This is a genomic window from Chryseobacterium sp. CY350 (assembly GCF_027945075.1).
Lineage (GTDB): Bacteria > Bacteroidota > Bacteroidia > Flavobacteriales > Weeksellaceae > Chryseobacterium.
In genome coordinates this window covers 2,862,461-2,882,110 of sequence record NZ_CP116034.1, presented here as the reverse complement: position 1 = coordinate 2,882,110, position 19,650 = coordinate 2,862,461, and the positions used below count along the sequence as shown (strand labels likewise).

Below are 19,650 nucleotides of genomic sequence, written 5' to 3'. Positions count from 1 at the left end.
ATTACAAAGAATCCTGATTTGATCAGGATTCTTTATTTTGATAATAATCGGCGATATTTTTAATCTCATCCAAACTCAGATTCCACATAAAATTCAGGAATTGCTGATAACTTTCGCTTTGATTTTTGGGATCTACACGATCGAGATATCGGTTCAGATTATAATTTTTGCGGGCTTCATATATTTTGCCGAAACATTTCCCCAACCAGTTTTTATAATATTTTTCTTCTTCACCATCCTGCAAAAACTGCAGACTTGTGTAAATTCCCAATCCATAATCTTCAGAGTGGTAAAAATTGGGCAGCGTTTCCATTCTTGCTATTTTCTCGAGTATTGCGTATGATTCAGATGCTTTTTCGTCAGCGACTTCACTTTTTAACTCCGGAAATATTTTCTTTAAATTATTGATTCTCAAAGTAACTTCAGGATGCGATTTTAATGAATCTTTATTCAGCTTATTGTTAAAATTATTGTAGTTGTACAAAGAGAAATCTTCTTTTGCAAGCCATTTATCATTAAATTCCTGTTTAGGAAGATTAAAAAACTTTTTATATGTTTCTACGTTTAACTGTCTGGGCGAAATTGTATCAAAATCTTCCAGCCTTTTTAGTGCATTAATAAACTCATTCTTTTTAAAATCACTGTTTTTAAATACGACATATCCTAAAGAATCGGCCTCCATTTCCTGTTTCCTGTTCTTGGCTCCTTTTTGGTAAATCCTGTCTCTCAAAACATCAAAAGCTCTTTGATTACGGTTTACTTTATTTGATTTAATATTCTGAACTACCATTTTATCTGTTTGATTCTGATTAATCATACTCAGAAAAGCTTTTAGCGTGTGTTCTGTAATTTTATGTCCGAGTTCGTGAGAAATCACTGAGGCAAGCTGATCGTCGTTATTCAACCAACTGAAAAGTCCCATATTGATCACAAAAGTGCCGTCTGCAAAGCAGAATGCGTTCGGAGTGTTATTTTTAGCAATCAGAATTTTCAGATTTTGCGGAATCTGAGGATTATTTTTTCTCAAACGCTCAATCAGACTTTTCACTTTTGCATCAAATACAGAATTGAATGTGAAATCTTTGTTTTTGACTTTATCATCAAAGTCTTTACCTAATTCTTTATAGATTTTCGGAAGCTCGCTCCCGGCCTTCCCGGAATATTTGCTTTTAAGATCTTTAATCAAAAGTTCATTATTTGCCATATAATTTCTAGCAAACTCTTTTCTCTGAGCGTAATCTGAAGTATCAAGCGGTGTATATATTTGTGCAAAGAATATCGCAGAAAACATCAACAGCAAAAAAAAAGTAAATTTTCTGATCATATATTTTATCAATTAAAACAAAAATAATTCATTTCTAAGTACATTTATTACTTTCTCTTCAAAATTATTTTAAATTTGTTACAGATCGTTTATTATGACAGTTTTATTTTATTTCGTTGTTTTCATCATTGCTTTTACGGTTTTGGTGTATATTTTTGGCTATTCATATTTGTTCAGCGGAATTTCCAAAACCTATCTCAGAGGGAAAATGAGCGCCAATATTGATGATGGCAGGCTTTTCCGAAGTAATATTATTCACACAACTTCACCGAAACTTTGGGAAGAACATTCTGATTTTAATAAAAAAGAATTGTCTAAAGAAATATCTGATGACTTGCTACATTCTAACACCGCCTCATTTTTAGTTATAAAAAACGGAAAACTTCTTCATGAGCAGTATTTTAACGGCTATACTCCACTTTCAAAAACCAACTCTTTTTCTATGGCAAAAGCAGTTACCGTAATGCTATTTGGAAAAGCTATTGAAGAAGGAAAAATAAAAAGTTGCGACGAAAAATTCTCTGATCTTTTTGAAAAATTTAAAACTAAACCTTTCGGTAAAGATTTAACTCTAAAAAATTTAGCTCAAATGGAATCTGGTCTCGACTGGGACGAAAACTATAAAAACCCTTTTCTGCCGAATGCAAGAGCATATTATGGAAGGAATCTTATGAAAGCAGCATTTTCAAGAAAATTTAAAGAGCAGCCCGGGCAAAGATTTGAATACCAAAGTGGATCTACACAATTATTAGGCTTTGCATTAAAGAAATCGCTCAATCAAACTTTGTCAAGCTATTTATCTGAAAAATTCTGGATTCCTTTGGGGATGGAACAAAATGCAGAATGGAGCATCGACGAAAGCGGAATGGAAAAAACCTACTGCTGCATTCATTCCAATTCAAGAGATTTTGCGAAACTCGGACAATTGTTTTTAGATGACGGAAAAGTAGGCGATGAGCAAATTTTAAATTTAAATTTCATTGAACAGATGAAAACTCCGACCGAAAAATCAGCCGGAATTTATGGAATGGGTTTTTGGATCAACAATGATAATCCCATCAAACATTATTATTTTTTAGGTTTACAGGGGCAATATATTATCATGATCCCGGAGCATAAAATGGTGATCGTGAGAACCGGAAGCTATAATAATTTGCCTAAAACAGATCGCGGAAGACCAGATCAAGTGAAATTTCTGGTAAATGAAACGGTGAAATTATTCGCGCAATAAAGTGCATTTTTATAGGGTTAAGACTGATATAACCATTTACTTATACAAACAAAAAATCCCCAAAGAAAAACTCTTCGGGGATTCATTTTTTTAAGGCTAAACTATTTTACTTCAGCAAAATTGTTTTCGGGATTTATATCCGCCATTCTCTGGCTAAAATCTATTCCTAATAATGAAAGTTGAGATTTTGTATATGGAATCGTGAATGTATATTCTTTCTGCGTCCACGGCCAATATTTTTCTGTGGTAAAATCACCGTAGCCATCTTTCTGTTTCCATGTATGAGTCATATTCATTGGAATTTGGTACGTAACGATTTTTTTATCCGTAGTCATTACGCTAAAATCAATCGGCATCGGAACCTGACCATTGTTCAATAATGTTATCGTGGTAGATTTTTTGTCGTACTGTATGTCTTTAATTCCATAATCTATGGTTTTTGTGGTGTTGATCCAATAATGGTGAAACCACTTCAGATCCATCCCAGAAACTTTTTGCGCAATATGAAGGAAATCTCTGTCTGTGGGATGCTTCATATTCCACTCGTTGAAATATTCGGACATGATCTTTTCTAAATTTTGCTCACCTACAATGTAACCGAGTTGAACGAGATACAACTCACCTTTTACATAGCTTGCAAAACTGTATGCAGTACCATTATCATGGTGATCGCCTAACCAAACTGCAGGTTCTTCAATTTTTTTCTGCACAATTCCTCTGTAGGCATTAATCTTATCTACGAAAGGATTTGGTCGCTCATCTGTGGGCGGGAATAATTGGTGCATGACGATACTTTCAGCATAGCTTGTAAAACCTTCATCCATCCAAGGTCTTAGAGGTTCGTTGGTGGCAAGCATTTGCTGATACCAAGAGTGTGAGCCTTCGTGAACCATCAATCCCATTAAATCTTCAATATTTTTTGATTCACCCAAAATCATGGTACACATCCCATATTCCATTCCGCCGTCTCCGCCCTGGATAAATGCGTAAGAAGGATAAGCATATTTACCAAAACGTGAATTCATAATCTGGAAATATTTGGTTACATAAGGTTTCGCTTCGCTCCAAACTTTTGTTTTATCATTTTTCTGATAGACAAAAAATACTTTCGGGCCTTCCGGAACATCAAAGCTTTCTACGGAATAATCTTTGTCTGCAGCCCAGGCAAAATCTAGCATATTTTTGGCAGTCCATTTCCAGATGGCTTTATTTTTGTCTGCTTTAATTTTTGCAGAGGTGTCGTAACCTCTCACTTCTGAAGGATTCAAAAGCGTTCCTCCCGCTCCTACGACATAATCTTTATTGATTTTAATGGTAACATCAAAATCGGCAAACGGTGCGTGAAATTCTCTTCCGACATAATCGAACGTTGCCCAACCGTCATAATCGTATTCTGCAATTTTCGGATACCATTGGGTCATCGTCATATCAACACCTTCACGGTTGTTTCTTCCACTACGTCTGATTTGCTGAGGTATTACGGCATCCCATTCCATGGTAAAAGTGGTTTTAGAATTGGGTTTTAAAGATTCATTTAAATAAACCTTCATAACGGTTTCCTGAATCTCAAATTTCAGTTCTTTACCGTTTTGTTTGATCCAGTGAATATTTTGTGCGCCTTCCTGATCTTTAGGAATTGATGCTAATCTTGAAATTCCGTCTTTTTGCAGTCTCGAATCACCATTTTTCCCTTGTCCGGCAACTCTTTGATCCATCATCGAGTTGGGTTTAAAAGCATTCCAGTACAAATGAAAATACACGACATTAAGCTCGTCGGGCGAATTGTTGGAATAATTTAAAGTCTGATTTCCTTCGTAGGTAAATTTTTCTGCATTGACATCAATATCCATTTTGTATTGGGCAGCTTGCTGATAATAAGCATTTTGCTGCGCCTGAAATTGTGAAAGGATCAAAGCAAAGAGTATTGCAAACGATTTTTTCATTGAAGATTTATTTTTTTTAAAGATAAGTAATTTTTAAAAGAGGTTCAAATCTGAACCTTTAAGGCTACTTTTTTTGATTGTTTTATTTTGATGAGGTTAAATTCTCATCAATGATTATAAATTACAATCGCAAAAGTTCTTAATAGGAATTTCGATAATTTTGGATATTTAAAGACAAATACTCACAATTCTACAGCTTTTCATTTAAGAAAAAACCTCAAATGCAAAAACACTTGAGGTCAATTTTTATAATTTAACAGAAATTATTTCTTCTCAGCAACCTTTGCGGCACTGTCAAAAATCTTTTCTAAAATCTTCAAAGTGATGAGGTAAGTTGGCTTTACACCAGTTAATCCCAATCCGCCGGAAGAAAGTGTACTTCCTGTCTCCAGAGGATTATCCGAAGCATAGTAGGCATAGCAAACGAAAAGATCCGGCGTTATATGATGTCTGATTTTAGAAGCCACCTGTATTGCTTTTTGATAATGCGCTCCTTCCATTTCTAAACCGATTGCCTTCCATGAAGTATTCATAAAGTAAGAAAGAATATCTCTGTTTTGAAGCGATGTTCCCAAAACGGTAATCATTGTTCCTTCAAAAGCTTTTAATTCATCATCATTGAAATCTTCAAGTTTCAAAGCATTTTCAAAAGGATAATTATCTGCTGTTCCTTCAAAAATATGAGAGGTCGGGATCATAATATCACCCTTTCCGCCACTCAAAATACCTGCTTTTCCCATAATGGAAACAGACTTCACCTTCATCATGTAAACTTCGCCTCTTTGCTCAAATGGTCTCAGCAGCTCATCCATCACTTCAAAAGCCTGTTCACCAAATGCGTAGTCAAAAACTAATACCACATCATCTCCCTTGAATTTTGCTCCGTTGAATGGTGTATTTTTAAGATCAATTTTACTTAAATCGATAATCTGAACATCAATATTACTTCCGCTTTTGTCGTGAATATAAATTAAACCTTCTTCAAGAGCATATTTTAAAACCTTATCACGAAGATCTTTTTTGTTTGAAATATCTTCGTAAAGCTTATAATCTACCTCTTTCGTCTGTTTTTTATTTAATGCATCGTTTCCGAAAAGCATATTTTTCACAGAGTGCATATTTGCCGAAATAATATGAAGCGGACGCATGTGAAGATCATTTTCAAAAAGAACCTGTTTCACTTTATTCGCCCATTTTTCACCAAAATAATGATGCCCTACTCTTTCTCTGAGAATTGCACTAAAATGTATTTCTCGCTCTCTGCTTTGCTTAGCATCTTCAAGGCTTGCTTTTCCTAAATTATAAATGATCTTGAAAAGACGATCCGGATTATCATCGTCTCCGAAAGAATTGTAAGCATTCAAAGTCTCATCAAAAGTTCTTCCTATTAAAGACGACAAATGAATCAAAGCAACTTCTTTTTCTCTTCTGCTAAATTTTTTCTCGCCTTTTACTACTTCCTCAATGATTTTGAAAGCTCTTGTCGGTTTCCAGTTTTCATCCTGAATGAAAGCAAGATTCCTGATTTTATCTGCTTCTATGAATAAGAAAGTTAAATGCGTAAGAATATCATATATTTCAGAACGTCCCAAAAGAACCTCGATGTTCATCTGATGTTCATCGATTCGGTAGCAGTTTCTTCTTCTCTTTTTAGGAACAATAGGCTCAAAACTACCTTTATCAAAACCCTCATCTGATGTCAGATGAATGAAAGCACATTCTTCAATACCTTCAGGAAGTCTGTCTAAAACATACATCAAACCATCGAGCTCCAATTTGCTGGGAACATTCATGGTACCGTAAATTTCCGGGTTAATGATTTTTAACAAACTTCTAAGGCTTTCACCGGAAACTCCTCCAGGCTTGAAAAATCCTCTATAAAACAGGTGTCTCATAGAAATGTATAGTCTTTCAATTGCCTCAGTAGTTTCTCTCGCTCTAGAATTTGTCATATATTAAATTTTTTATAAAAAGTCTGCTAAGTTACGTAAAATAATTTAAATTGTTTAAAACACTAAAAACCAACAAATTAAAACTTCTAGTTAAAAAAACCATTCTCTTTTTAATTTAATTTTAAAATTAATATATCCTGTGAAATGACAGAAGAATTTTAGAATAAGTTTTCTTCATATTAAAGAATTTCACCATCCTTATATATATGGTATTTTAACTTAAATCCGAAACCATAATCAACGATTGAAGGTCAGCCACTCTCTCAGAAAGCTTATTTTAATTTAAAAAAATGATTAAAAACAAAAGATCCCCTTAAATTTTTAGGGTTAAAAGATTTTTAATTCATTTTTTTTGTAAATTTGCCCTATAAAATTCAACACTATATGTCAACTTTAAGATTTAAAGCTTTAGAAACTTTACCATTCAAGGACTTTAGAAAAGATAATTCGGTAGAAATTCCTGCTAAATTGTCAGAATTATTTTGTGAAAATGTATTCTCTGAAAACACAATGAGAGAATATTTAACAAAAGAAGCATTCCAATCTATAATGGATGCTATAAAAAAAGGAAGTAAAATCCAGAGATTAATTGCAGATCAGGTAGCAGTAGCTATGAAAGATTGGGCAATGAGCAAAGGAGTTACACACTACACGCACTGGTTTCAGCCATTGACGGGAAGCACTGCAGAAAAGCACGACTCATTTTTTACACCTATCGAAGGTGGACGAGCCATCGAAAGATTCAGTGGAAACTTATTGATTCAACAAGAACCTGATGCATCTTCTTTCCCAAACGGTGGAATCAGAAACACATTTGAAGCTAGAGGTTACACAGCTTGGGATCCTACATCTCCGGCATTTATTATGGGAACTACTTTGTGTATTCCTTCAATCTTCATTTCTTACACAGGAGAAACTTTAGATTACAAAGCACCTTTATTGAGAGCTTTGCACGCTGTGGATGAAGCTGCAACTGATGTAATGCAGTATTTCGATAAAAATGTAACAAAAGTAACTCCTACTTTAGGTTGGGAGCAAGAATATTTTTTGGTTGATTCAGCATTGTATCAATCGCGTCCGGATTTAGTTTTAACAGGTAAAACTCTATTAGGACATTCTCCTGCAAAAGGACAGCAATTGGATGACCATTATTTCGGTTCAATTCCTACAAGAGTCATGAATTTCATGAAAGAACTGGAAGTTGAATGTATGAAATTGGGAATTCCTGTTACGACAAGACACAACGAGGTGGCTCCAAACCAGTTTGAGCTTGCGCCAATGTTTGAAGAAGTAAATGTTGCCGTTGACCACAACTCTCTGTTGATGGACGTTATGGCAAGAATTGCTCACAGACACCATTTCCATATTTTGTTCCATGAAAAACCATTCGCAGGAGTAAACGGAAGTGGAAAGCACAACAACTGGTCTTTGGCAACTGATACTGGTGAAAACCTTTTAAGCCCTGGAAGAAATCCTAAGAAAAATTTACAGTTCTTAACGTTCTTCGTGAATACAATTAAAGCAGTTCACGAATACGCTGACCTTTTAAGAGCTAGTATCGCTTCTGCAAGTAACGATCACAGATTGGGTGCTAACGAAGCGCCACCAGCAATTATTTCTGTATTTATCGGAAGCCAATTGTTCAGAGTTTTGGAAGAGCTTGAAAAAGTAACAGAAGGAAAGCTTTCACCGGACGAAAAAACAGACTTAAAATTAAATGTTGTAGGAAAAATTCCTGAAATCTTGTTGGATAACACTGACAGAAACAGAACTTCTCCTTTTGCATTTACAGGAAATAAATTCGAGATCAGAGCGGTAGGTTCTTCTGCAAACTGTGCAGAATCTATGACCGTAATGAATACAATTGCTGCAAAACAATTAGCTGACTTTAAGAAAGAAGTTGATGCTTTAATTGAAACAGGATTGAAAAAAGATGAAGCAATTTTCAACGTTCTAAGAGAATACATCAAGCAGTGTAAAAACATTATGTTTGAAGGCGACGGATATTCTGATGACTGGGCTTTAGAAGCTGAAAAAAGAGGCTTGAACAACTGGAAAACGACTCCTGAAGCATTGAAGCAGGAGATGAACCAGAAATTCCTTGATCTGTATGAAGAAATTGGGATCTTTAACCACAGAGAAGTTGAAGCGAGAAACGAAATCAAATTAGAAAAATATTCAACTGTAATTGATATCGAAGCAAGAGTACTGAGTGACATCGCAAGAAACCACATTATTCCTTCGGCTTTAAACTATCAGAACAGACTTATTGAAAACGTAAGAGGTCTTAAAGAAATTTTTGATGATAAAGAATTCAGGAATTTGGCAAAAGAGCAAATGAGTTTAATTACTCAGATTTCCGGAAACATCTCTAAAATTAAATTGGGTGTTGAGGATCTTATGAAAGCCAGAGAAGCTGCAAAAGCAACGTCTGAAAGCCAGAAGCAGGCAGAAATGTATTGCACAAGCGTCATCCCGTTATTTGATCCGATCAGAGAAGCTTCTGACGATCTTGAAATGATGGTAGATGATGAACTTTGGCCAATGACAAAATATAGAGAAATGTTATTTACAAGATAACATCTGTAAAGTTCCATATTAGTGAAGGTTCCCTGTTTTTTCAGGGAACTTTTTTTATGGATTTTTAACATCTAAATTTTAAGTAATGAAATCACGAAATTCCTACCTATAAAGACAACCAAGATATTATGTTAAAAAATCTTAATGAAAAAAAAGGTTGAATTACGAAAACACGGGCGTAGAGGCTACTTTTTCTTTAACAAAGTGCCGTTGGATGTTAAAATATGTTAAAACAATAACATGACAATAATCATACCGAGGCTAGTTTAGCGGGAATATCTACTTTTGTACTGCTTTAGAGAAATAAATATTTCTTTTTCAACCGGAAATTAAAAAATATGAAGAAAAGAGTTTTGTTTTATTTAGTTGCTTTCGTTTCTACAATATCACTACAATCATGCGTTACTAATTACGTAGTTTCAAAACCGGCAACTTATGCTAAAGAATACAAAACAGATGCCAAACTAGCTGCATTAGATACTAAGATAGAGAATGATAAAAAGTTGTTAATCAACTCATTCATCTCTGAAAAAGCAGTGGCTATCGCAAACACTAAGAATTCTTTAAAAAATACAGAGATCGCAAAAGCGATCAAACACAATAAGACTATCGATAATATCTTAACCGAGGCTCAGACTTATTTGGGAACTCCATACAGATACGGTGGAATGACCAGAAACGGAATTGACTGCTCAGCATTTGTGTTATCAGTTTTTGGTGCAGCAGCTGGACTTACTTTACCAAGAGTGGCAGCATCTCAGTCTCAGGAAGGGGAAAGCGTTGAAAAGGAAAACCTTCAGAAAGGTGATCTTATTTTCTTTTCTCACGGCAGAAGAATTTCTCACGTAGGAATCGTAGAAGACGTAACTGCAGAAGGAGAAGTGAAATTTATTCATGCAGCAACGTCAAAAGGTGTAATGATCTCTTCGCTGAATGATTCTTATTGGGGACCAAAATTCAGGTTTGCCAAAAGAGTAATCAATGAGAACGGAGATAACTACAATAATTTAGCCTCTAGTTTATAATTTAGATAATTGATTAATATAATAAAGCCGTCAAATTTGATGGCTTTTTTTGTTTGAATATCAGTTAATAATTATCTTAAAATTGAAATAAATTATTTAATCTAGCTGTTCCTGTCAATTTCTATATCAAACCTGCGTAAGAGACCGTGAACTTCTGAAAGTGAAAATTTCGTCTTCTTTAGCTTATTAGAATCAGGATTGATGGTATAATTGAAAGAAGTTCTAAAATCTGTTTTCTCTAGATTAGTATTTTCAAATGTTGCGCCATTCAAATCGCAGTTTGAAAATAGTGAATTCGACAGATCAGATTCAGCAAAATCTACTTCAATCAGTTTACAATTTTTAAATGAGGTTCGTTTTATTGAAGTTTTATAGAAAACAGAATTATTCAAAGCACAGCCTTCAAATGTGAAAGACAATCCAAACTCATTGCAGTCATCGAAATGCATCCCAAACATTTTGCAGTCTTTGAAAATCACATCCCGAAAAGCCGTTCCGATCAATTTGATCATGCTTACATTACAATCAATAAACTCACAGTCCGTAAATTTAAATTGAGAGAGCTTTGCATATTCAAAATTGCAGTTTTTAAATGTACAGTTTTCGTACTCGCCTATTTGCAAAGGTGATTCAGCAAAATTTAACTGAACATAATTTTGATCTGATACATAAGTTTCACTCATGGGTTCTAATGATTTTGTGTAAAAGAATTGACCAGAAATATTATTGTTTCTGTGAAGATCATCCAAGAATTGATTAGAATGCTTTAGTTTAAACCAAACTGTTTTTATCCGCGTAATTCAATTTAAAGAAAATGAAAGTCATCATTGAAAAGGCAAGCAACGAACTTCCTCCATAACTAAAGTACGGCAAAGGAATACCAACCGTAGGAAACAAGCCCATAACCATCCCTAAATTGATGGAAAAGTGCATCAATAGGATTGAGGCAAATGAATATCCGAAAACCCTGTTAAATGCTGACTTTTGCTGTTCTGCGAGATAATAAATCCTGCCAATGAAAACCATGTAACAAAGAACTAAAATTGCACTTCCTACAAAACCCCATTCTTCGCCAACGGTACAAAAAATATAATCCGTTTCCTGTTCGGGAACGAATTTCCCTTGTGTTACTGACCCTTCGCGATATCCCTTTCCCCACATTCCGCCAGATCCGATTGCTGTTTTAGAATACAATAAATTGTAACCCGAAGTATCTCTGAAAGCTTTTTCACCTTTATACAAAACTTCGATTCTTTCTCTTTGGTGTTTTGGCATTTTTTCTAAAACATACGGTGCGGCAAAAGCTAACCCGCATAAAAGAATAATCGAGCCTGCAATACTGGAGATCGTGATGACATCCCAACTCATTTTATAAAAATTCAGGAATATCAAAATTGCGGCAATAATAATGATGGCAATGGCAACATACAAAGGATTTACGGCTAATGAGATCAAAAATACTGATGCGAAAAGAAATCCGATCCCGAATAACCATCCGCTCAAACCTTCACGATAAAGCGCTATGAAAAAAGCTGTGAAAACCAACAATGAACCCACGTCAGGAATTGCTAAAACCACCACAGCAGGAATTCCCACAATTGCAAGAGTAGTTAAAAGTGATTTTCTGTTTTTTAAATTAAACTCCGGACCGGAAACGTAATTGGCAAGCATTAAAGCGACCCCAATTTTAGCAAATTCCACAGGCTGCATGGTAAAACTTCCGAATTTATACCAGTTTTTCTGTCCTAAAATTTCTTTTCCGAAAGGAAAAAGTCCGATCAGTAATAAAACTCCGCCAATATAAATGATGCCGGACATATTTTCGAAAAACTTACTTCTGCTGAAAAAAATAATTAATCCTACAAATAAAGAGATTCCGAAAAAAATCAATTGTTTTTTACCTAAACCTTCGTCTACACTGTAAATGTTGGCAATCGCAAAAATGCAAAGCAAAAAGTACAATCCTAAACCTAATTTATCTATTCCTTCTGCCCACTTCATTTTTTCAAAGGTTTTTTAGGTTCAACTTTCTTTTTTGCTTCTATTTTTTCTTTAGCTTTTTTAATAAGATTTAAGCTATCCTGAATTTTTTTTAGCCTTATAGAATCTGGTTTTGGTTCTTTGTATAACCCTTTTCTTTTAAGATCGGCAATCCATTGGCGTTTATACTCCGGCATAAAACTGGAGGTTACCATTTTCTTATAAAGATGTTCTCTCTTTAGATCTCCGGTAATGTATTTCTCAGCAATCACCGTACACGCCGGTCCGGCCCATGTTGCACCAAATCCTGCATGCTCCATGACGGCAACTACTACTATTTTCGGTTTTTCGGCAGGAGCGATCAATACAAAAATAGAATTGTCTTTTCCTTGAGGAACCTGTGCGGTTCCTGTTTTTGCCAACTGAGTAAAATCGCTGGATTTCAAACCTCTTGCTGTACCATTTAAGACAACAGCTTCCATTCCTTTTAAAACAGGACCAAAATGTTTTGCGTCGACCAACGTTTGATGTTTAACTTTAAATCTCGGATCCGGATTTGGTTTTCCGTCAATAGACTTCACAATATGAGGCGTGAAATACCAACCTCTATTTGCGATTGCTGCAACATAATTCGCTAACTGCAGCGGCGTTACCATAACGTCTCCCTGACCCATACCGTTGTAGATGGCTCCTGTAGACATTTCATCCCAATTTTTATAATCGTCCTTTTTAGATCCGTTTGCTTTAATGATTGCTTTAAATCTCTTTTCATAAAAGTCTCCGGAAGGAATTCTGCCTTTCGCACCCACCGCAAAATCGTTGTTCAAATACTCTCCAACTCCGAAGCTGCTCATGATTTTCTTCCATTCATCAACTCCTTTAGATGGATTTCCAGGGTACTTTTTAATGATTGCAATAAAAGCGTATGTAAAAAAACAGTTACTGGAAACCTGAATAGACGGAATCAGAGGATCTGCTCCACCGTGACCTTTAATTCTTTTTCCTTTGTAATAAAAACCGCCGCCGCATGGGAAAATGGTTTTTTCATCCATCACACCCATTTGCATCGCCGCCAAAGCTGTTAATAATTTAAAAGTAGATCCCGGAGGATAACCAGCCTGTAAAGACCGGTCAAACGTCGGTTTATTCTCGTAGATCGTATCTTTTGAAAGAGCGTATAAATTTTTAGATTTATTGGGTCCTGTAAAAAGATTAGGGTCGATATCCGGACCTGTTGCAGCAACCAGAACTTCACCGTTATTAGGATCAATTGCAACAATGGCTCCGTGTTTATTGACAAGCATTTCTTCAGCGATTCTCTGAAGATCATAATCTATTGTTAGTGTAATATCTTTTCCGGTAACAACATCTCGATCTAAAGTTCCATTTTTATATGGACCGACATTTCGGAGTTTGATATCTTTCTGAATGTATTTAATTCCTTTAATTCCACGAAGTTCTTTTTCGTATGATTTTTCGATGCCTGTTTTACCAATAAGATCACCGGGAAGATAATAGGTAGAATCTTTTTTGATTTCTCTGTCGTTTACTTCACTTGTATATCCCAAAAGATTTCCTGAAGTAGAAACTTCATACTGTCTCTGCGGACGCTGAACGATACTGAAAGCGGGATATTTGAATATAATTTCCTGAACTCTTGCAATTTCTTCTCTGCTGAGGTCTTTGATGAAAGTCATTGGAGTCAGCTTAGAATAATATTTTTCTTTTTTGATAATATTGATTCTTTTGATGAAATCTCTCTTTTCGATTTTCATTAAACTACAGAAAGCCAAAGTGTCAAAATCTGGTTTCATCAACGCCTGTGTGAAAGAAATTTCGTACGCCGGTTGATTTCCCACCATGATTTTTCCGTTACGGTCAAAAATAACTCCACGCTGTGGAATTACATATTCTGTTTTTATTGAAGTATTTGCTGCATTTAAAGCATATCGGTCTGTAAAAAGCTGTAAATAAGAAAGTCTTGCCACAAAAATGATAGCAAGAATGATAAGAACAGATAAGATTTTTATATGGCGTGTGTTCAAACTTTTTGTTTGATTTTAAATATTAATGCGTAAATAATGATAAATATAAAGGAAATTACACTAGTTACCAACACATTAAGTAAGATTTCGAAGATTCTGCTGAATTTAAAAAACTCGATATATTGCACCAAAACCTGATGTAAAAATATGCTTGAAAAAAGAAACAGCAAAAACTGAGTCCATTGTAAAGATTGAAACGAGAAGAAATCTGTAGAAGTATCTGTAGAAGTTCTGAAAATTAAAGTCCTGAAGTAGGCAATTACTGTGGTTGCTAAAGCATTAATTCCCCATGAATAAAGAAAAGCATCAATAGATAAGCCTATTAAAAAACTTAAAGCTAAAAACTGGAATCTATTTCTGAAAAAAGGATAGAACATCACAAAAACCGGATATAAAACCGGAGTGTATTTTCCGAACAGTGTGATTCTGTTCAAAACAAAAATCTGTAATGCAACCAGAAAAATCATGATCAAAAGATCTGTAAATATCGTCCTGCTAATCATTTTCTTTTTTTATTACCGCTTGCATCGTATCGCTTATTTTCTGAACCTCAGCTTTTTTAAGGTTTTTCACTACAAAAACTTTATTCAGAGCGCCCATTTTTTCGCTTAATTCAACTGAGATATCCCAAAAACCTGTTTGATTATCTACCGTGTAACCTGCGACTGTTCCAATCATCACACCTTTCGGAAATATTGCTGATTTTCCATCAGTTACGATCGTATCTCCGATCTTTAGTGAAACATATTTAGGAACGTCGGCAAGGTGCATCACTCTGGAATTATCTCCTCTCCAAGTTAAAGTTCCAAAATATCCTGAATTTTTTAACGAAGCATTAATTCTGATTTTATTGACACTCAAAACAGATTGTACGAGTGCATAACTGTCTGTAGAATTGATCACGATTCCTGCGATTCCTTTTGGAGCCATAACTCCCATTTGAGGAAGTACACCATCACGTTTTCCGCGATTGATGGTAAAGTAATTATTCCGTCGGTTGATGCTGTTAAAAACGATCTCACCGTCTACAAATGTATATATTTGTCCGCCACCCAACGTATCGTGTACTTTTCTGAAAACGGGATTTTTAGCTCCCTGCTTTCCGTACAACTCAATCATTAAGGCTTTATTTTGAGCAACGAGGCCTTCGTTGGTTTGTTTAAGTTTTAAATAAGAAACTCCCTCATCAATATACCCTGAAACCCACGAATTAAAAGCAGCAGTTTGCCCGGCAAGCCAGGATCTCTGCATTGCATTTTTAGAGAATATCAGAACGAGAGCAATAATTTGCAGGAAAATAAAGAACACAAATAAGGCATTCTTAGAAAATAATCTCAGCAAAAATCCCATTCAGATAAAGTCGTAAAAAGTTAAAATTATTTTATTAAGAAATTGAATTTGTCCATATTCTTAAGTGCGATACCCGTTCCTCTTACTACAGCTCTCAAAGGATCTTCTGCAACGAATACAGGAAGACCTGTTTTCTTGTGAAGTCTGTCTGCAAGGCCTCTTAGTAAAGCACCACCACCAGCAAGATAAATACCTGTTTTATAAATATCGGCAGCCAGTTCCGGAGGTGTAAGAGAAAGAGTTTCCATCACGGAATCCTCAATTCTGATAATTGATTTGTCTAAAGCACGCGCGATCTCCTTGTAGCCAACCATGATTTCTTTTGGCTTACCTGTAATAAGATCTCTACCCTGCACCGGAATATCATCAATATCAACATCAAGATCTTCAACTGCAGAACCTACTTCGATTTTCACTCTTTCAGCAGTTCTCTCACCAATATACAAATTATGATGAGTTCTTAAGAAATAAGCAATATCATTTGTAAATACATCACCTGCAATTTTTACAGATTTATCACAAACAATACCTCCCAAAGCTACCACAGCAATCTCGGTAGTACCACCACCTATATCGATAATCATATTACCTTCAGGTTTCTGAACATCAATACCTACTCCTATCGCAGCAGCCATCGGTTCATAAATCAGCCTTACTTCTTTCGCGTTTACTTTTTGCGCAGAATCTCGTACGGCTCTTTTTTCAACTTCAGTAATTCCGGAAGGAATACAGATCACAATTCTAAGAGCGGGCTGAATAAATCTACCTTTGATCCCAGGGATTTTTTTGATAAATTCTTTAATCATATGCTCAGAAGCATGGAAGTCTGCAATAACGCCGTCTTTCAAAGGACGGATCGTTTTTATATCTTCATGGGTTTTACCCTGCATATGTTTCGCCTGCTCACCAACAGCAATCGGCTTACCCGTAGAACGCTCAATTGCAACAATTGAAGGCTGGTCTATAACAATTTTATTATTGTGGATGATAAGCGTGTTGGCAGTACCAAGGTCTATCGCAATCTCTTGCGTAAACATATCGAATAAACTCATAATTTTCTCCTTGATTTAAGTTTACAAAGATATAAATTTAAGACTACTAATGAATACTATAGTAAATATAATTTGGTTAAAATTTTATTAAATTTTCAAAACTGATTTAACTTTTTGATTGCTAAATTTCAAACAGTTTTTAAACCCAAATTCATAGCTTTTTACGATAATAATCATATACATTATCTGACGAACCTTCGGTAAAAAATGCGTAATTTTGCGACTGCTTATGATACAGTATTCTAACATTCATCAGACCTCAAATTTTGCTGTACTTTCGGTAAGCTTTGAGAAAGCTGATGTGGAAACGAGAGGGAAATTTGCATTCTTTGATGAGAATATCAAAAGTTTTGTTACCCGAATTCACAATGAAGATCTGGGAGATGCTTTTGTGGTATCTACCTGCAATCGTACTGAAATTTACACAACTTCAGCCAACTATCTTTTGGTGGCAGAAGAATACTGCAAAACCATAGGTGTCAGCCTATCAGATTTTTTGCCTTTTGCCAATATTTTAACAAAAGAGGAAGCCTTACAACATTTGTTCAGGGTTGCTGCGGGTTTGGAAAGCCAGATTATCGGTGATTTTGAAATCATCGGGCAGATTAAAAAAGCATACGCAAGATTTAAAAGAGAAAGACAGAATTCTAATCCTTACCTGGAACGCTCAATCAATTCTGCAATTCAGATATCAAAAAGAATAAAAAACGAAACCGGAATTTCCAATGGAGCAGCTTCGGTTTCTTATGCCGCAGTTCATTACATTTTAAATAATCAAAAAAGACTGACCGAAAAAAACATCTTACTATTGGGAGTCGGCGAGATCGGACAGAATACAGTTGAGAATCTCGTAAAACATATTTATCAGCCTCAGATAAAAATCGCCAACCGTACGCAGGAAACTGCAGAAAAAATTTCTGAAAAATATAATATTCCACATATTGACTACGCTCATCTTGAAAAGGAAATTGAGAATACCGATATTTTGATTGTTGCAACGGGTGCGAAAACTCCGATTTTATACAAATCTCATTTTCAGAACGGAAGAGAAACTTTGGTGATTGATCTTTCGATTCCGAATAATGTTGATAAAAATGTTTCTGAATTAGATCATGTAACGTTGGTAGATGTTGATACGCTGTCGAAGCAAATACAAGCTACCATTCAACAAAGAGAAAAAGAAATTCCGAAAGCAGAAAAAATCATCAAGGAAATGACAAAAGACTTTCTTGAGTGGGAAAAAAAGAGAAAGCTTGCGCCGAATATTCATCATTTCAAAGCGGTTCTGAAGAACATGGAACGCAATGAGATGCATAATTTTTACAGAAAAAATAAATACATAAACATCACAGATATGGAGCTTTCTGAGAAAATGATTCAGAAAATTACCAATCGTTTTGCAAAATATATTATCGATAATCCTTTGAAAGCCGAAGAAATTAGTAAATTAATGCACGAAATATTAGTTGAACAACCCAATAATGAATTCAATGAAAAGCATTAGGATAGGAACCAGAAATTCGGCACTTGCTTTGTGGCAGGCCAGAGAAGTAGCAAGGCATCTGCAAAATAATAATTATCTTACGGAGATTACTCCCATCGTATCTTCCGGAGATAAAAACCTGAACCAACCACTATATTCTTTAGGAATTACCGGCGTTTTTACACGAGATCTGGATATCGCATTATTAAATGACGAAATCGATATTGCCGTACATTCTCTGAAAGATGTACCGACTCAGCTTCCTCACAATATAGAAATCATTGCCAACCTTGAGAGAGATTTTCCGCAGGACGTTCTCATCAGAAGAGAATCTGCAAAGGATAAAGAATTTCATGAACTGAAACTTGCAACAAGCAGTTTGAGAAGGAGAGCTTTTTGGCTAAAACACTATCCGGATACTCAGTTTTTTGACATTCGAGGAAATATTCAGACAAGATTACAAAAACTTGAGGAACAAGAGTTTGACGCTACGATTTTATCTTTAGCCGGAATCAAAAGAATGAATATGGACATCAATTATGAGATGCTTCCCGTAATGATTCCTGCAGCTTCTCAAGGTGTAATTGCGATTGCCGGACATTCTGAAAAACCGGAAATTAATGAGATTTTACAATCTATCAATCACAAAGAAACCCAAATCTGTGTAGAAATGGAAAGAAGTTTCCTGAGTACACTTGAAGGCGGTTGTACAGCTCCTATCGGTGCTTTTGCAGAAAAAATCGGAAATCAGATGCGGTTCAAAGGAGCACTCTGTTCACTCGACGGGAAAAACTATATCGGTATCGATGAAAGTTTCGAATATAATGAAGAAGAAAATTTCGGGGAGAAATTTGCCAACATTGTACTTGAAAACGGTGGAAGAGAATTGATGACCGAGATTAAAAGTCAGCTGTAATTTACCATTAAGATGTAATAAGTTTTAAAGATAATTTAAGTGAATTTCTAAAGAAATTTATTTAGCAGACTGCTGAATTCAGATTTATCTGAATCTTAACATTTCTTTATATCTAAAGGTTCTTAATGTTTAAATTAAATTTTTAAACTTTACAAAACTGTTTTCAATTCTAAATCTTACTACCGATGAGAAAATTCTTTTCCATAATCTTATTTCTGTTCTTTGTTTTTTCAAATGCACAAAATCAGTTTGCTCAAAAGTTATCTGATGCCGCTTTGAGTTTGACAAAAGACAAAGTCACTTACGATCCGGCTTATTATTCAATCAAATATCCCAATGGTGACGTTGCCGCAGATAAAGGAGTTTGTACAGATGTAATCATCAGAGCATACAGAAAGCTCGGGATTGATTTACAGAAAGAAGTACACGAAGATATGAAGAAGAATTTTTCTAAATATCCTAAAAAGTTTGGACTGAAAAAGCCTGATACAAATATTGACCACAGAAGAGTTCCGAACCTGATGGTCTTCTTTGCGAAATTTGGGAAGTCAAAATCTATTGAAAATAATCCCGCACTATATGTTCCCGGAGATATTGTTACATGGCTTTTACCCGGAAATTTAACGCACATAGGAATTGTTGTCAATAAGAAATCTGCTGACGGAAAAAGATATTTGATCGTTCACAACATCGGTGGCGGCCAGGTTATTGAAGATTGTTTGTTTAAATTTACGATTACGGGACATTATCAATATCCGAAATAATTATT

General features: G+C 35.2%; 15 protein-coding genes. 6 read left to right on the top strand and 9 right to left on the bottom strand.

Annotated features, from left to right (window positions below):
- Positions 1–22: 22 nt before the first annotated feature.
- Complete coding sequence (locus PGH12_RS13400; protein WP_267596382.1) at positions 23–1,324, bottom strand: M48 family metalloprotease; 1,302 nt, start codon at positions 1,322–1,324, stop codon at positions 23–25.
- A 94-nt stretch (positions 1,325–1,418) separates the two neighbouring features.
- On the opposite strand from PGH12_RS13400, the gene PGH12_RS13395 reads away from it, so the two are divergent.
- The gene (locus PGH12_RS13395; RefSeq protein ID WP_267596383.1) at positions 1,419–2,555 is read left to right on the top strand and encodes a serine hydrolase domain-containing protein; all 1,137 of its coding nucleotides are present in this window, start codon (positions 1,419–1,421) and stop codon (positions 2,553–2,555) included.
- Between the two features lie 101 nt (positions 2,556–2,656).
- On the opposite strand, the gene PGH12_RS13390 is transcribed toward PGH12_RS13395, so the two are convergent.
- Both PGH12_RS13390 and PGH12_RS13385 read right to left on the bottom strand, forming a co-directional pair.
- On the bottom strand, positions 2,657–4,498 hold the full coding sequence (locus PGH12_RS13390) for a M1 family metallopeptidase (RefSeq protein WP_267596384.1): 1,842 nt from the start codon (positions 4,496–4,498) through the stop codon (positions 2,657–2,659).
- A 263-nt stretch (positions 4,499–4,761) separates the two neighbouring features.
- Positions 4,762–6,450: a DUF6909 family protein gene (locus PGH12_RS13385; RefSeq protein WP_267596385.1), complete on the bottom strand. Its 1,689-nt coding sequence runs from the start codon at positions 6,448–6,450 to the stop codon at positions 4,762–4,764.
- Positions 6,451–6,834: 384 nt separating this feature from the next.
- On the opposite strand from PGH12_RS13385, the gene PGH12_RS13380 reads away from it, so the two are divergent.
- Positions 6,835–9,030, top strand: coding sequence for a glutamine synthetase III family protein (locus tag PGH12_RS13380; RefSeq protein WP_267596386.1), 2,196 nt, complete (start codon positions 6,835–6,837; stop codon positions 9,028–9,030).
- 338 nt (positions 9,031–9,368) lie between these two features.
- Positions 9,369–10,055 (top strand): C40 family peptidase, encoded by a 687-nt coding sequence (locus PGH12_RS13375; RefSeq protein WP_267596387.1) that lies wholly within the window; start codon positions 9,369–9,371, stop codon positions 10,053–10,055.
- A 101-nt stretch (positions 10,056–10,156) separates the two neighbouring features.
- Here the strand turns inward: PGH12_RS13375 and PGH12_RS13370 are convergent, their stop codons facing one another.
- The 6 genes from PGH12_RS13370 to PGH12_RS13345 all read right to left on the bottom strand — a co-directional run bounded on the left by PGH12_RS13370 (position 10,157) and on the right by PGH12_RS13345 (position 16,482).
- Positions 10,157–10,738, bottom strand: a complete 582-nt coding sequence (locus PGH12_RS13370; protein WP_267596388.1) for a pentapeptide repeat-containing protein — start codon at positions 10,736–10,738, stop codon at positions 10,157–10,159.
- Between the two features lie 88 nt (positions 10,739–10,826).
- Positions 10,827–12,056: a rod shape-determining protein RodA gene (rodA, locus tag PGH12_RS13365; protein WP_267596389.1), complete on the bottom strand. Its 1,230-nt coding sequence runs from the start codon at positions 12,054–12,056 to the stop codon at positions 10,827–10,829.
- A complete protein-coding gene (locus PGH12_RS13360; protein ID WP_267596390.1) occupies positions 12,053–14,080 on the bottom strand; it encodes a penicillin-binding transpeptidase domain-containing protein in 2,028 nt (675 codons plus the stop codon). Before PGH12_RS13360 ends, rodA begins: the two co-directional genes overlap by 4 nt.
- A complete protein-coding gene (locus tag PGH12_RS13355; RefSeq protein ID WP_267596391.1) occupies positions 14,077–14,583 on the bottom strand; it encodes a rod shape-determining protein MreD in 507 nt (168 codons plus the stop codon). The genes PGH12_RS13360 and PGH12_RS13355 overlap by 4 nt, the downstream gene beginning before the upstream one ends.
- Positions 14,576–15,430: a rod shape-determining protein MreC gene (mreC, locus tag PGH12_RS13350; protein WP_267596392.1), complete on the bottom strand. Its 855-nt coding sequence runs from the start codon at positions 15,428–15,430 to the stop codon at positions 14,576–14,578. The genes PGH12_RS13355 and mreC overlap by 8 nt, the downstream gene beginning before the upstream one ends.
- Before the next feature lie 26 nt (positions 15,431–15,456).
- Positions 15,457–16,482 (bottom strand): rod shape-determining protein, encoded by a 1,026-nt coding sequence (locus PGH12_RS13345; RefSeq protein ID WP_066678895.1) that lies wholly within the window; start codon positions 16,480–16,482, stop codon positions 15,457–15,459.
- Between the two features lie 229 nt (positions 16,483–16,711).
- Between PGH12_RS13345 and hemA the strand changes: the two genes are divergently transcribed.
- The 3 genes from hemA (at position 16,712) to PGH12_RS13330 (ending at position 19,645) form a co-directional block, all read left to right on the top strand.
- On the top strand, positions 16,712–17,986 hold the full coding sequence (gene hemA / locus PGH12_RS13340) for a glutamyl-tRNA reductase (RefSeq protein WP_267596393.1): 1,275 nt from the start codon (positions 16,712–16,714) through the stop codon (positions 17,984–17,986).
- The gene (gene hemC, locus PGH12_RS13335; RefSeq protein ID WP_267596394.1) at positions 17,973–18,881 is read left to right on the top strand and encodes a hydroxymethylbilane synthase; all 909 of its coding nucleotides are present in this window, start codon (positions 17,973–17,975) and stop codon (positions 18,879–18,881) included. Before hemA ends, hemC begins: the two co-directional genes overlap by 14 nt.
- 185 nt (positions 18,882–19,066) lie before the next feature.
- Complete coding sequence (locus PGH12_RS13330; protein ID WP_267596395.1) at positions 19,067–19,645, top strand: DUF1287 domain-containing protein; 579 nt, start codon at positions 19,067–19,069, stop codon at positions 19,643–19,645.
- Positions 19,646–19,650: the final 5 nt, after the last annotated feature.

Bases quoted from the DNA above. Each gene is read 5' to 3' on its own strand.
- PGH12_RS13400 (WP_267596382.1), bottom strand. From the start codon at position 1,324: ATGATCAGAAAATTTACTTTTTTTTTGCTGTTGATGTTTTCTGCGATA.
- PGH12_RS13395 (WP_267596383.1), top strand. From the start codon at position 1,419: ATGACAGTTTTATTTTATTTCGTTGTTTTCATCATTGCTTTTACGGTT.
- PGH12_RS13390 (WP_267596384.1), bottom strand. From the start codon at position 4,498: ATGAAAAAATCGTTTGCAATACTCTTTGCTTTGATCCTTTCACAATTT.
- PGH12_RS13385 (WP_267596385.1), bottom strand. From the start codon at position 6,450: ATGACAAATTCTAGAGCGAGAGAAACTACTGAGGCAATTGAAAGACTA.
- PGH12_RS13380 (WP_267596386.1), top strand. From the start codon at position 6,835: ATGTCAACTTTAAGATTTAAAGCTTTAGAAACTTTACCATTCAAGGAC.
- PGH12_RS13375 (WP_267596387.1), top strand. From the start codon at position 9,369: ATGAAGAAAAGAGTTTTGTTTTATTTAGTTGCTTTCGTTTCTACAATA.
- PGH12_RS13370 (WP_267596388.1), bottom strand. From the start codon at position 10,738: ATGAGTGAAACTTATGTATCAGATCAAAATTATGTTCAGTTAAATTTT.
- rodA (WP_267596389.1), bottom strand. From the start codon at position 12,056: ATGAAGTGGGCAGAAGGAATAGATAAATTAGGTTTAGGATTGTACTTT.
- PGH12_RS13355 (WP_267596391.1), bottom strand. From the start codon at position 14,583: ATGATTAGCAGGACGATATTTACAGATCTTTTGATCATGATTTTTCTG.
- mreC (WP_267596392.1), bottom strand. From the start codon at position 15,430: ATGGGATTTTTGCTGAGATTATTTTCTAAGAATGCCTTATTTGTGTTC.
- PGH12_RS13345 (WP_066678895.1), bottom strand. From the start codon at position 16,482: ATGAGTTTATTCGATATGTTTACGCAAGAGATTGCGATAGACCTTGGT.
- hemA (WP_267596393.1), top strand. From the start codon at position 16,712: ATGATACAGTATTCTAACATTCATCAGACCTCAAATTTTGCTGTACTT.
- hemC (WP_267596394.1), top strand. From the start codon at position 17,973: ATGAAAAGCATTAGGATAGGAACCAGAAATTCGGCACTTGCTTTGTGG.
- PGH12_RS13330 (WP_267596395.1), top strand. From the start codon at position 19,067: ATGAGAAAATTCTTTTCCATAATCTTATTTCTGTTCTTTGTTTTTTCA.